This window comes from Ureaplasma zalophigenitalium (assembly GCF_025780055.1).
Lineage (GTDB): Bacteria > Bacillota_I > Bacilli_A > Mycoplasmatales > Mycoplasmoidaceae > Ureaplasma > Ureaplasma zalophigenitalium.
Genome location: NZ_JAOXHJ010000001.1, coordinates 103,456 through 116,956, shown reverse-complemented (window position 1 = coordinate 116,956; position 13,501 = coordinate 103,456). Strand labels below are relative to the sequence as shown.

The window sequence follows — 13,501 nt, the reverse complement described above, 5'->3', positions numbered from 1 at the left end:
AACTTTTATTATTTCTTAGCTAACATATCTTGTGCAACAACGACAACATTGGCATGCATCACATCGCGCACAGATACTTGATTTCATTTTTTAGCAATAACTTTTTGTAAGTTTGCACTTGATTTAGCAATATTTTCATTTTTATCATTTAAAGCTATTAAAACTTTTTGATTTTGGAAATTTGCTGTATTAATGAATTCAACCATTTTCTTTGTTGATGGAACTTCTAAAGCAGCGTTCGCATCTAATGCATATAAAGCTTGGTTGTTCAATTTAATAGTTAATGCTGATTTGAATGCTAACAAACGTACTTTTTGATTTACTTTCTTAGCATAATTACGGTTCGGTTTAGGTCCAAAGACAACACCCCCACCTGTTCAATGTGGGTTACGTGTCGACCCTGTACGAGCCTTGCCGGTGTGTTTTTGACGTCATGGTTTTTTACCACCACCCCGTACTTCACCTTTAGTTAATGTCGAGTGCGTCCCTTGACGTTCTGCTGCGTTTTCGCTTAGAACAACGTCAAACATCGCCTGTTTGTGAACTTCTTCAACAAATAGATCAGCAGTTACTTCAAAGTTAGCATCTAATAATGACCCATCGACAGACAGTAATTTAATCTTATTCATCTTTTAACTCCTATTTTTCTGCTTGTGTTTGATTTGTTTTTGAATAATTTACAATAGCAATTGGGCTTGCTTTGTTTTCTTTAGTACCTGACTTAATTGTAATTAATGAACCTTTGGGTCCTGGAATTGCTCCTTTAATTAAAATTAAATTTTCCTCAGGACGAACATCTAAAACTAATAAATTTTTAATTGTTACTAATTCATGACCATAATGTCCAGGTAATTTTGTACCCTTAAATACACGTTGTGCTTGTGAACCCCCACGACCACATGCAATCGAACCAACGTAACGGTGTGGATATCCAGCACCATGACCCATAGGTCCCATACTATAGTTATGTCGTTTAATTGGTCCCGTGAATCCATGACCTTTTGTAATTGCTTGTACATTTACTAATTCGTTAGCAGCAAAAGTGTTAACATCTAGTTTGTCGCCTACATTTCCAGCCACATCACGTAATTCTTTAACATATCTTTTTGGTTCAACATTTAATTTGTTAAATAAACCTAATTGAGGTTTATTTAAAGCTTTTTCTTTTACAGTGTGGTATCCCACTTGAACTGCGTCATAGCCATCGTTTGCTTTTGTACGAACAGCTAAAACTTCGTTTGGTTCAACGTAAACAACCGTCGCAGCAAATGCTTGACCGTCTTCGCTGAACACTTGAGTCATACCCACTTTTGTTCCTAATAATGATTTCATTTATAGCCTCCAAATAATATTAAAGTTTAATCTTGACGTCAACACCGAATGGGATGCTAAGACGTTTTAATTCAGCACCTGTACTCGCATCTTGACTTTCAATAATCAATAAACGTTTGTGTGTTCTTCTTTCGAATTGTTCACGACTTGGCTTATTAACGTGTGGTGAACGAAGGATTGTAAAAATTTCCTTTTTTGTAGGTAATGGAATAGGTCCTCTTACCTTTGATTTCTTAGAAGCTATTTCGATGATCTTTTTAACAGTTTCATCTAATAGTCTATGATCATAAGATTGTAAACGAATACGTCATTCTTTTTTAACGTTCGTTTTCTTGTTTAATTCTTGACTCATACTTGTTGTCTTCCTTTCACATTTGATAATGATAATTGAATCATAGAATTGATTATTAATAAGTTACCTGATACGTGACAACTCATTTCGGTGTATCAGCAATCTTAACAATAACAAAACCTTTATAATTATATCTAAAACCTTTTTAAATAGCAAGGATTTATTTTTTATTCTTAATATAAATAAAAAAGATTGTTGCAGAACAATCTTTTTTTGTTTAATAATTAATTATTTATTCATTACTTGATTAACTAAGTTAGCAAATGCTTCATGGTTATTAATTGCTAATTCAGAAAGCATTTTTCTATTTAATCCAGCATTGTCAGTTTTTGAAATTACATTATTTTTTACCAATGCGTTCATAAATGCTGAATAAGTAAATCCAAGTGCGCGAACTGCAGCGTTGATTCTTGAAATTCATAATTTTCTAAAATCACGCTTTTTATTTCGTCGATCTCTATAAGCATATTGACTCGCACGAATCACTGTTTGTTTAGCGGTTTTAAAAGATGTATGACGAGTTCCTCAAGAACCTTCAGCTTTCTTTAATCAACCTTTACGTCTTTGACGTGTAACACTTCCACCTTTTACTCTCATAAAATTCTCCTTATCCTATAAGCATTGAACGTAACGTTTAACATCACTAGCATGTACTAATGTATCTTTACGTAATTGACGTTTTGCTTTCGTAGAACGACCTAAAGCTAAATGTGAACGGTATGCGTGTTTTCTTTTTAGTTTGCCGTTTTTAGTAATACTAAATCGTTTGGCAACAGCACGTTTTGTTTTTTGTTTAATTTTAGCCATGTTTATCTTTCCTTTTTATTTTTTCAGAGGTTCAATGAGCGTTTCATAACGCATATCATTAATTTTTTTATTTGCTTGAACAAAGTTTCCTATACCCTCTAAAGCATTAGCAAACTTTTGGTATGTTTCGTTAATGATATCGATTTTCGAGGCCATACGGCCACGTGCAACGATTACAAATTTAACATGATCCTTATCTGCTAATCATTTTTTGGCATTTTCAATTCGAACATTTAAATCGTGATCACCGATTGTGGGTTTAATTTTGATTTCTTTAACCTTTGTAATTGTTTGATTTTTACGATTTTCCCGCTGTTTACGTTTTTGTTCATAACGGAATTTGCCATAATCTAAAATTTTTACTACGGGTTTGTTTTCACGACGCGCAATCAAAACTAAGTCTAAGTTAGCTTGACTAGCTAATCGCAATGCTTGATCACGGTCCATTTCGCCAAGATTATTGCCCTTTTCGTCAATGACCATCATTCGACGGAAACGAATATTTTCATTAATTAATGGCTGTTTTTGATTATCTCTTGTGCGAGGATCTCTTGTTTCTGGTGCTTTATTCATTAAAACTCCTACTATTTTTTATTCAATGTATAAAGAAAATCTTGGTATTTTAATTAACAATAGTATTTATTAATTCTAAATAAGACTGAAAGCATGATACCCATTTTCACTTGCGAAAATCAGGTGAGCAGAGTTCGACTCCACTTCTTTCTTTATACAATTTATTATTATATCATAAAAACTTAATAATTATTCTTCAATTTCCATTGGGAATAATCTTTCGAATTCTTGACTTAGGTAAGCTAGTTCCTTATTTGCTTGTATTAATTCGTCTTTATTTTTCAACGTTAAGTATTGTTCGTATTTATGTTTCATAAATGCGATACGTGCTTGTTTGTCAGCAAAACGAGGATCGTTAGCATATAATTGTGGGTTTTTGATTAAATCAAGAACGTTTTGATCCACATTCGATAGATTTGGAATTTCTTGTAAGTTTACGCCTCGTCTCTTGTTTCAAATGTAATTGATTAAATACATCATTAAACCAAATGTTAAAGTACAAATGAACATTGGTAAAGCGATTGAGACGAATAGGTGGTACGCTGTTGCTCCTGGATATAATTCGGGAGCGGCCGGCAAGTATGTTGCAACTACTGCAAATGAGTTAACACCAATAGCTAAACTAGCTAATAGAATTTGCAATCAACGATGCTTGATTTCGAAAGAACGTTTCAAGTAGTTTGCTTTGATTACGAAACGAATATATCCGATTAAGAAAATATTATAACCAATGTAGTACATTGAAATTTGTGAGACTACGTTTGAAATAAATCCAATGTTGGTTACCGATGCAGGAATTCCTGAAGCAACTGGTTGATAACCTGTTAGATTAGCAATGTTGTCCATGACTTTTTGCACTTGTTCGTTAGAAATGTGGTTAAAGTCGAAGTGGTAGATAATTGCTTTGGCATGATTTGGGTCATAGTGGTAAATGGCACGGAATTGATCTTTAATATTATCTAGTTGTGCAGATGATAAGTTTAGTTTTTCACCATCAGCATTAACCCCTTCGTTAGCTAGAATGTCAGTAATGGTTTTACCTTCATATCCTAATAATGAATTGTAACCAAACATGTAAACTGCAAAAATTCCTGACAATAAAATAAATCATAGGAAGCTTAAAGTTAACGCTGAACCATTTTTAATTTGGTATGTTGATCATTTTGGAAAATGAGCCTGACGCATTGCATAGTTTAAACCTGTAGATAAATTACTCATTCAAACAGAAACTTCAATCAATACCCCAATTCCAGTGAAGAAAGAAATCGCTTGGAAACCACGCATTGCTGTATGATCAATTGGTCGATCAATAACTTGGATGAATTGACTTGGATTTGCGATTGGATCTGTTAATTCAGTAGATTTAACTAGCAATCCTGCTGCAGCCTGTGAATCTGAATTAGTTAAAACATTATTTAGTGATTCGTGGTAAATATATTGGTACATTACTTGGTTGGCAGCAGCAGTACCATAATCTCTTTCAACAACTTCATAAGCATGTGCTAAAGTTGTGAAGTGAGTCGGGTTTGTTTCGTTTGGTAGTTTTACATCTACTCCTCCAACCGACAAGTTAAACATAATTGTTTGTACTAATCCACCGTTGAAAGATAATGTAGAAGTTGGTACAGTCATTGAAATCATAATAGATCCAATAACGATGCAGATTAGAGCAATTGCTACCACAATTGCCATTGCACGCGGATATTGTTTAGAAGGGTTGTTCATACGGTTTGAAGCAATCGCTGAAACTTCCACACCATGTAAACTAAAACTAAAAGCCATGAACGATGCCATTACAGTTGAAGACATAAATGTTTTATTCAACTCGTAAGATGAACCTGTTACATTAGGTGATAAGTGCCCTTCTTTTAAAAACGATTTACCAATGTAATACAAAGGATCTTCTAGATTAGCAATTGTATAGAATGAAAAACCTAGCACAATTGCGAATGGTAATAAAATACCTATTACCAAAGCGATTTGACCCATTTGGTGGACACGTTTTTGCCCTCATAAAGAAAGCATAATCAACACAAATAAAACAGCAATTGCAATACCATATGCTGATCCACTATTAAATGTTTTAGACAAATTGATGCTACTTGCTTGATTTAATGTTGTCCCTAATTTTAGGGTATTAAAGTAATTATATCCCGCACCTCCGGCAAAACCGAATGAAAAAGATGATAGGATAAATAGGACCATGGCCACAAAACCAAAAGCTACTTGAAATTGTAATCATGTAACTAAAAATCCTGCTCGTGGACCAATTAAATTTCTTACCCAGGTGAACAATCCTCCATGGGTTCAACCTTTAATGGTTGCCATTTCGGCAGCGGCCATACCGATGGGTATGAATCAACAAAAGGCTGTTATAAATGCAAAAATAATTGCAATTCAACCTGCTGTTGATAAACTTGGAAACGTATAAAAAGCAACAATTGCACTCGCCGTTAATAAAACGAACCCAATTAAAGAAACTTTTTTATTTTTTTCAAGTTTTTTTAAAACTTTTTTTTCTTTTATTTCATTATTTATCATTTCAATTCCTTTCTTTTTTTATGTTATTTAATGATGAAATTTTTAGCGGCCGGATTTTTATTTAAACCAGGCATCCGAAAAATTTTCGACGTGATGACAATTAACAAATTCGCAAAATTGTTAAATTCAATATGGCTAACATGAATATCAAAAGGTTCTGGAACATTTAAAATTGTCTGGTCATCCGTCAGTGAATAAGGGTTTTTAGCCATGCATACAAATCAATCCTGACGTTTTAATTCAGCTATTTGCACTTGCGCTTCTCGTGAAAAAATAACTTTTTTAGCATGGTATGCACGTGTAATAATCTGATTAATTTTGTCAATAACGCTATCATTTTTAATATCATATAAGTATGCTGGCGAGCAATTTTTGGAATTATTTAATTGTTCCATTGTTTTTTCAAACATTTCTTGGGATTTTTGCGAACCGTAAGCATAAGCATAACTACGAGCGCGGGGAATTTGATGCTCATCAAGCAATTGCTCAAGGAAAGCTAATTCTTCTGGCGTATCAGTAACCTCATTCACATTTATATAAGCCATATATTTTATATTATAGCCTTGAATATGCTTAATATGCGCTAAAACATTTTTAAATCCGTTTTTTATGATTTCTAAGGGGTTTGAATTATCAAATTTATATGCACCGTGGTGACGAATAGTTTTTAACGAAATTACTAGACCGATTAAACTAACATCAACTGATCCTAACTGACTTTTAATGTTCATAAATTTTTCTAGTCCAAGATCAGCGCCAAAGCCGCATTCGGTTACAACAACATCTGCTAGTTCTTTAGCCATATTTGTAGCAATCAGCGAGCTGCATCCGTGAGCAATATTTGCAAATGGTCCGCCATGAACTAGTACCGGATTATTTTCAGCTGTTTGCACCAAGTTTGGATATAATGCATCCTGCAAAATAATCATTAGGCTATCAATAATTTGTAGATCATTGATTGTTACTGGTTTATTGTCATATGTATAAGCCACAGTTGTTGCATTTAGTTGTGTTTTGAAATCTTGTTTATCACGAGCCAAACAAATCAATGCCATTAAATCACATGCGGCAGTAATATTAAAACCAGTATTAATTTGTTTTGTTTTAACTTGGTAATTAATTTCACGCAAAGAACGATCGTTCATATCCATGCATCGTTTAATTAAAATTTGAGCTGGATCTATATTTAAAGATGATTGATTATAAATTTCATTTTCTAGCACCGCTACAATTAAATTATTTGCAGTAGCAATTGCATGCAAATCGCCTGTGAAATGAAGGTTGATTTTTGCAAATGGTTCTAATTTACTAGATCCACCACCCGAACCTGTGCCCTTCATACCAAAGACTGGGCCTAAAGAAGGTTCTCGTAGAGCTCCCATAGCGCGTACATTATGTTTGTTTAAACAATCCACTAAGCCAATGCTGGTTGTTGTTTTTCCCTCACCAGATGGATTAGGATTCATAGCTGTCACGACAATTAACGCGGGTTTCTTTTTTTGAGAAAAACAATTTGCCCCTTCTTTTGACGAGCGAGTTGTTTGTTTAACTTTAGCAATGTATTCGCCATACAAATCATATTCTGCTACTTCTAGTTTATGTTTTTTAATAATATTTACTATTTTATCCACGGCTTAATACCTCTTCTTTAATTATTGAACGATTCTTTTTGTGCTTAAAAGCTATTAAATAGATAACTAACAGAATGATCCCAATAATAACTAGGAGGATACAAAAAACTATTAAACCTTTTTTGAAAGCGTTTTGTTTTAGTTTTAATTCATCGTCATTTGTAATAATTGGTTCTTTATAATAAACATTTATTCTGTCGAGTCGAATTTTGGCACTAGTGATCATCATCAAATGAGTTACAAATACAAAACATAGCAATGTGCCAAAACTAATAACTGCATATAAAGGGGTTTTTAAATTGATCACATCATTCAAATTTGTCGGATTTTTAATGATCCGTAAATCACCAAACGATATTTGATTTAAATGAATTGCGCCATTGTTAATTAAATTGATTAAATATGTCAGTAAAAAAGTGAATAAAATACAAAATCCTAAAACTAAATATAATGATGCCGAAACTCAATTAATAATAATTGGTGCCGTGACAAGCTTTTTATATATTTTTAAGATGAAATTAGATGTATTACATGCATCCAGACTCTGCGATAGATTTTTACTTTCACGCTTAAAATTACGATAGTCAGAAGAAACAGATAAACTCATACAAAAACAAACCACAAACATCATTAAAAACGGCAGAAAAATTCAAGGAGTAAATTTTTCTTCTACAACCTTGTAGATAAAATAAGCAATAGCACCTAAAATTAAACCGATTAAAAAAACTCAAAAAGTTAATTTGCAAAGGCTAGAATATTTTTCTTTTTCATAAAAATCGGGTGTTTTTGTATTTTGTGATATGTCTATCACAAATGCTTCGGTTGGGTGAATATCCTTGTTTGTATTACTATTATAAACAGCTGGCGTTACATCCATTGGCGTAATTGGGGTGATTAGATTAGATGAAGCAGATTGTAAAGCCAGTTGTTGGTTTTGCATTTTTAAACGCGCATTCTCTTCTTCTATCTTTTGCAATCGTGACAAAATATTATCGTTACTATCAACCACTTGTGAATTAGATGTATCATTCACCATAATATTGGGTCTTGTATTTGGCATATTAAACTCCTATATTAGAGTATATTACTTGCTTTAATTATAACGGTTCATCTCCGTCGTAAATAGCAATGTCCTTAAAAGATAAATTTAAAGTATTGAGACGGCCGAAAAACTCAAGTTGTACTTCGACCATTTTCTTAGCATTATCAATTTTTGAAATCGTACCAATTTCATCATAAAAATTATCAGACAAAATCCGTACTGATTGGTTTAGTTTAAAGTCATAAACAACATCGTCTTCATGGTCTTTGATTAAAGTCACTTCTTTAGCATCAACCTCAGGAAGATCAACTTGTGGTTGTTCATTATTTTCTTCCAATTTAACCTGAGATGAAGCACGATCGTTTTCGTGAATCATTTTGACAATTTCATCTTCACTAACTGGATGGGGTGTTGTATTTTTTCCTGACGATCCGACTAAACCAGTTACCATTTGTGTGTTTCTGATTAAATATCACACTTGACGAGTCATATCTACTTTAATAAATACATATCCCCGGAATTTATTTTGTTCTTTAATTCGTGTACAACGATATTTAATAACTCCATCAATCATGACTGTTTCCCACTTAACATCCGGTTTGTTTTTCATATTTTTAGGAGCGTCATCTTTTTCGTAAATTTTAACTTCTTTAATTTTTTGTTTAATGATTTTAATGTCACTAAAGAAGCTTGCTAAGCCGTAACCTTTAATTTTATTTTTTAAATCAGCAACTACTTTTTGTTCATTTCCTCCAACTACTGTAATAATATATCATTGGTGTTGGTTGTGATTTAAATCAATTTTTAAATCATCTAATCATTTTTGACTATGATCCTTTAATTTATAATTTGCCATTTTTTTATCCCTCTTTATTTTGTACTCAAACGAATGAATGCAGCATCAATCCCATAGAAGATGCCCATTAAAATTAAAACAATAACCACAATAATGATAAAACTTATTATTACTGTTGTTTTTTTGGCTCATGTTGTTCTGCGCAACTCTTTATTAACACCGTAGAATCAACGCTCGATTAAGAAATTGTTTTTTTCGTATTTCGCATTTAAATTTCGCACATCTTGATAATGCTGTTCGACAAGCTTCTTGATCAATAGACTTGTTTGCTGACTATATTGATTAATTGATTCCTTAGAAACTGCGCTATTTTTTTGCATGATTAAAATGTTTTTTTTGCGATTTTCCATTTGATGGTTAATCACTTTTTTTTGTTGATCAAGAACTTTTTTTTCGTTTATATAATCTTGCTTACGTTGTTTTTTGACTTCTTGTTCGTATGCCTCGTTCATCTCGTATTCACGTTCTTGAATAGAGATAAACTTGTTTGTTTTTTTGCCCATTATCTTGTTTCCTTATGTAATACAGATCGTTCGCAACGAGGGCAGTATTTTTTTAATTCTAATCGTTCTTGAGCATATTTATTTCGCGTAGTGTGATAATTGCGAGATAAACAATCTTCACAGACTAATATCACTTTTTTCATTCACATACCCACTTTCGTTAACACAATTAAAAAAGACCCAAAAGGTCTTTATTAAAATTATAATATTCTTTTACCATAAAAAAATAAATTTTCGCATTGTTTTGTTTTTATTTTATACGAATATTTTACAGTTTAGCTTCTAACAAGCAATAAAAACAATTATAATAGATTAAGATCAATATAGCAAGAGAGGGGTACTGATGATGTTTAAGAAAAAAGATAAACAAACTATCAATAAAGATAATATTAATTTGTTTGCAAATACAATTAAAAAAGCGTACGAACAAAAAGATGTTAATACTCTAAAGAAAATGCTTAAAAACCGACGGATTGACCTTGTCGTACAAGCTTTAGAACACTTAAATGATGCACAGTTAACAATTTTCTGTTTAATTACAGCAAAGGATGATCGCTGTGGTGAGATTTTTAAATTTTTAAATCACTCGGCCAAATTGATTGTCATTCAATCCAGTACTATTTCGCAATTAAAAATTATTTTATTTGAATTATATAATGACGATATTGTTGATTTAACTTATCAATTTCCTAAAGAAATAAAAAAAATCTTATTATCGTTAGATTCCCAGCAACGTGCAGCATTAAATCAAATGACAGAATATGATCAGGATGAGGCTGGAAGTTTGATTAATAGTGAGTTTTATTCATTAAATATTAATTGAACAATTGAAAAAGCTGTTGCTGATATTAAAAAACAATATGATAATTTTGAACGCAATAATTTCATTTTTGTTGTCGATGAATTTGGTAGACTAAAAGGTTTAGTAGGTTTTAATGATTTGTTTTTTGCCCAAACTAATAACCAACAATATATCAAGGATATCATGCAAGAAGATGTTTTCTATTTGCGTAGTGATGAGTCCGTTGATCAAGTTATTGAAATTTTTTCAAAGTATTCAATTGAACAACTAGCAGTTATTGATCAGAATGATCGGTTATTGGGTTATATTTCTGACAACGACATTTTGCCAGTTATTAACGAAGAAACAACTGAAGATATTTATAAAATGTATGGGATGAAAGAATTAGATTTTCCATACATGAAAACCAGTGTAATCACTTTATTTAAATCACGTTTGCTGTGATTAGCCATTTTATTGATTTCAGCAACAATCACCTCTTTTTTAATTTCTAAATTCCAAGATATCGGTCAAGTATGAACTGCTGGCTTATCATCATTAGTTATCGTACCGATTATCCCAGCTATGACAGGAACTAGCGGGAATGCAGGCAGCCAAACAGCAGCTTCAGTTATCCGAGCATTATCGATTGGTGAAATCACTAAAAAAGAGTTTTCAAAGGTTATGTGAAAAGAGTTTTTAGTTGGAAATGTTGTCGGACTAGTTCTAGCCATCATCAACTTCGTGCGATTAGTTATTTTCTTTTTAATTATCAAGCCAGAAATCCAACAAGGTGGGGATTATTTAACAACCATACAAAGTCCCATTATTATCGGAACAATTGTAAGTGCTGGTGCTTCGTTAGCCTTGTGAATTTCAATTGTCTTATCAAAAGTTTTAGGGGCGTTACTACCTATTATTGCTACTAAATTTAAAGTTGATCCGACTGTAATGTCTACACCGATTTTAGCAACACTGTTAGATATGGTAACATCAACAATTCTTTTCAGTATTTGTATCGGTTTCCTAATTATTGTTATTGACCAAGATGTGGTTAACAATATTAATAATTCAGGTAATATAAACAACACAAATAGTGTTGCACAGGTCATTAATTTCATAAAGGGGGCTGTTTAATTTGCGTCGTATATATTTAGCTGGAGGATGTTTTTGGGGTATGCAAGGATATTTTCAAAAACTCAAGGGAGTCATATTTACAACTGTAGGATATGCTAATTCACAAGTACATAATCCAACATATCAGCAGGTTAAAAAACAATTAACTAATGCAGTGGAAACATTGGAAATTTATTATCAGGAAAGTGAAATTTCTTTAAAAGAATTACTTGATCATTTTTTCGCAGTAATTGATCCTACTGCTTTAAATTATCAGGCCGATGATTTTGGTACTCAATACCGCAATGGAGTTTATTACGAAATCAATGATGATTTAGTAGTTATTAGAGAAAAAATTGCTAAAATACAAGGTCAATATGACAAACCAATCGTAACAGAAGTAGAAAAAATCACTAACTATTTTTTAGCAGAAGAAGAACACCAAAATTACACCAACAAACATCCAGATGTTGTTTGTCATATCAAATTTTAGTTTTTCTATTAAACACAAGAAAAAAACCAGCCTATGCTGGTTTTTATAATGTAAATTTTTTGACTTTTTTTGACTTTTCAGTTTTTTTTCCAATGTACTTTCTAATGTGCTGAACGTATTCTTGAGTTTGCTCGACAGAAAAACCGATGTGTAGTTGCGGGTCCAATTCTTCTTCCAACTCTTGTTTGTTTAGTTTGAGGCGTGAGTCATTTAATAAATGAACGATTAAATTATTAGACTGACCTTCGTTTTTAATTAAATAACTTTCTTGCATACTAATTTCACGAATAATTTCGTGAACCTCTTGTCTATTAGCCCCGTTTTTTGTAGCCTGCATTAAAATTTTTTCAGTAATCATAAAAGGTAATTCGTCTCTCACGTGCCTTTTGATAATTTGTGGGTATACAACACAATTAGAAATAATGTTTCTTAGAATATTCAAAAAAGCTTCTGTAGCTAAAAATGCTTGGGGATGACTTAATCGTTTGTTCGCTGAGTCATCTAATGTTCGTTCAAATCATTGTGTAGCAGCTACTCATGGGCCGTTTGCCTCTAAGGAAATAACAAATTTAGCCAGCGAGCTTACTCTTTCGCATCGCATTGGATTGCGTTTATAAGCCATAGCCGAAGAACCGATTTGATCTTTTTCGAAAGGTTCTTCTATTTCCTTCAAATGTTGTAATAAACGAAAATCATTTGTAAGCTTATGCGCGGAGGTTGCAATGTTTGACAAAAGCTGTAAAATTTGTGTATCTTGTAAGCGATCATAGGTTTGCCCTGTAATTAATAAACGCTTTTTAAACCCAAAATCTTTGGTAACTAATTTATCCAATTGCACAACCTTAGAATAATCGTTGTTAAAAAGTGTTTGAAAACTGGCTTGAGTCCCTGTTGTCCCTTTAATCCCACGAAATGCTAGATTATCCGTAAGATAATCTAGTTGCTCTAAATTCATAAAAAAGGATTGAGCTCACAAACAAGCGCGTTTGCCAACCGTTGTTAATTGAGCAGGTTGAAAGTGTGTAAAACTCAAAGTAGCTAAATCTTGGTGTTGCAAAGCAAAGTCGCATAAATCATGGAGTAATGCAACTAAATGCTGACGAATTAACAATAAGGCTTCTTTCATTTGAATTAGATTTGTATTGTCTTGAACAAAAGCGCTAGTCACCCCTAAGTGAATAATTTTAGCAGCACTAGGTACTTGACGCCCGAAAGTATGTACGTGTGCCATTACATCATGTTTAAACTGTTTTTCAAATTCATTAGCCATCACAAAGTCAATGTCATCAACTTTGGCTCTCATCGCATCAACTTGATCTTGCTGAATAAAATTTAATCCTAAATTACGTTGATTTTGTGCCAAACTAACTCACAGTAGACGTCATGTTTTAAATTTAAAGTGGTCACTAAACAAATAAGCCATTTCTTCGGTGTTATAACGATCTGTGAGTGGATTCTTATATGTCTTCATTTT

Annotated in this window: 15 protein-coding genes; 2 read left to right on the top strand and 13 right to left on the bottom strand. The window is 32.5% G+C overall.

Going from position 1 to position 13,501, the window contains the following annotated elements; genetic code table 4:
- Window positions 1-8: 8 nt before the first annotated feature.
- The 12 genes from rplD to rpmG form a co-directional block, all read right to left on the bottom strand.
- Entirely contained in the window at window positions 9-629 is a 621-nt protein-coding gene (gene rplD / locus OF365_RS00530) for a 50S ribosomal protein L4 (RefSeq protein ID WP_263817678.1), read from the bottom strand.
- Window positions 630-639: 10 nt separating this feature from the next.
- Window positions 640-1,332 carry a 50S ribosomal protein L3 gene (gene rplC / locus OF365_RS00525; RefSeq protein WP_263817677.1) on the bottom strand — a complete coding sequence of 231 codons (693 nt, stop codon included), beginning with the start codon at window positions 1,330-1,332 and terminating at the stop codon, window positions 640-642.
- A 19-nt stretch (window positions 1,333-1,351) separates the two neighbouring features.
- Complete coding sequence (gene rpsJ, locus OF365_RS00520) at window positions 1,352-1,684, bottom strand: 30S ribosomal protein S10 (RefSeq protein ID WP_263817676.1); 333 nt, start codon at window positions 1,682-1,684, stop codon at window positions 1,352-1,354.
- A gap of 228 nt (window positions 1,685-1,912) precedes the next feature.
- Window positions 1,913-2,281 (bottom strand): 50S ribosomal protein L20, encoded by a 369-nt coding sequence (gene rplT / locus OF365_RS00515; protein WP_263817675.1) that lies wholly within the window; start codon window positions 2,279-2,281, stop codon window positions 1,913-1,915.
- A 15-nt stretch (window positions 2,282-2,296) separates the two neighbouring features.
- Window positions 2,297-2,491, bottom strand: a complete 195-nt coding sequence (rpmI, locus tag OF365_RS00510) for a 50S ribosomal protein L35 (protein WP_263817674.1) — start codon at window positions 2,489-2,491, stop codon at window positions 2,297-2,299.
- Window positions 2,492-2,506: 15 nt separating this feature from the next.
- Complete coding sequence (gene infC / locus OF365_RS00505) at window positions 2,507-3,064, bottom strand: translation initiation factor IF-3 (RefSeq protein WP_263817673.1); 558 nt, start codon at window positions 3,062-3,064, stop codon at window positions 2,507-2,509.
- A 189-nt stretch (window positions 3,065-3,253) separates the two neighbouring features.
- Window positions 3,254-5,605, bottom strand: a complete 2,352-nt coding sequence (locus tag OF365_RS00500; protein WP_263817672.1) for an APC family permease — start codon at window positions 5,603-5,605, stop codon at window positions 3,254-3,256.
- A 23-nt stretch (window positions 5,606-5,628) separates the two neighbouring features.
- On the bottom strand, window positions 5,629-7,236 hold the full coding sequence (locus OF365_RS00495; protein WP_263817671.1) for a formate--tetrahydrofolate ligase: 1,608 nt from the start codon (window positions 7,234-7,236) through the stop codon (window positions 5,629-5,631).
- The gene (locus OF365_RS00490; RefSeq protein WP_263817670.1) at window positions 7,229-8,296 is read right to left on the bottom strand and encodes an MSC_0882 family membrane protein; all 1,068 of its coding nucleotides are present in this window, start codon (window positions 8,294-8,296) and stop codon (window positions 7,229-7,231) included. Before OF365_RS00490 ends, OF365_RS00495 begins: the two co-directional genes overlap by 8 nt.
- Window positions 8,297-8,333: 37 nt before the next feature.
- On the bottom strand, window positions 8,334-9,134 hold the full coding sequence (nusG, locus tag OF365_RS00485; RefSeq protein ID WP_263817669.1) for a transcription termination/antitermination protein NusG: 801 nt from the start codon (window positions 9,132-9,134) through the stop codon (window positions 8,334-8,336).
- A 14-nt stretch (window positions 9,135-9,148) separates the two neighbouring features.
- Window positions 9,149-9,637 carry a preprotein translocase subunit SecE gene (secE, locus tag OF365_RS00480; RefSeq protein ID WP_263817668.1) on the bottom strand — a complete coding sequence of 163 codons (489 nt, stop codon included), beginning with the start codon at window positions 9,635-9,637 and terminating at the stop codon, window positions 9,149-9,151.
- The gene (rpmG, locus tag OF365_RS00475; RefSeq protein ID WP_263821738.1) at window positions 9,637-9,780 is read right to left on the bottom strand and encodes a 50S ribosomal protein L33; all 144 of its coding nucleotides are present in this window, start codon (window positions 9,778-9,780) and stop codon (window positions 9,637-9,639) included. Before rpmG ends, secE begins: the two co-directional genes overlap by 1 nt.
- Window positions 9,781-9,980: 200 nt before the next feature.
- On the opposite strand from rpmG, the gene mgtE reads away from it, so the two are divergent.
- Both mgtE and msrA read left to right on the top strand, forming a co-directional pair.
- The gene (mgtE, locus tag OF365_RS00470) at window positions 9,981-11,555 is read left to right on the top strand and encodes a magnesium transporter (RefSeq protein WP_263817666.1); all 1,575 of its coding nucleotides are present in this window, start codon (window positions 9,981-9,983) and stop codon (window positions 11,553-11,555) included.
- A 1-nt stretch (window position 11,556) separates the two neighbouring features.
- Window positions 11,557-12,027, top strand: coding sequence for a peptide-methionine (S)-S-oxide reductase MsrA (gene msrA / locus OF365_RS00465; protein WP_263817665.1), 471 nt, complete (start codon window positions 11,557-11,559; stop codon window positions 12,025-12,027).
- A 43-nt stretch (window positions 12,028-12,070) separates the two neighbouring features.
- Here msrA and purB read toward each other — a convergent pair whose 3' ends face one another.
- Entirely contained in the window at window positions 12,071-13,498 is a 1,428-nt protein-coding gene (gene purB / locus OF365_RS00460; RefSeq protein WP_263817664.1) for an adenylosuccinate lyase, read from the bottom strand.
- Between the last annotated feature and the right edge of the window lie 3 nt (window positions 13,499-13,501).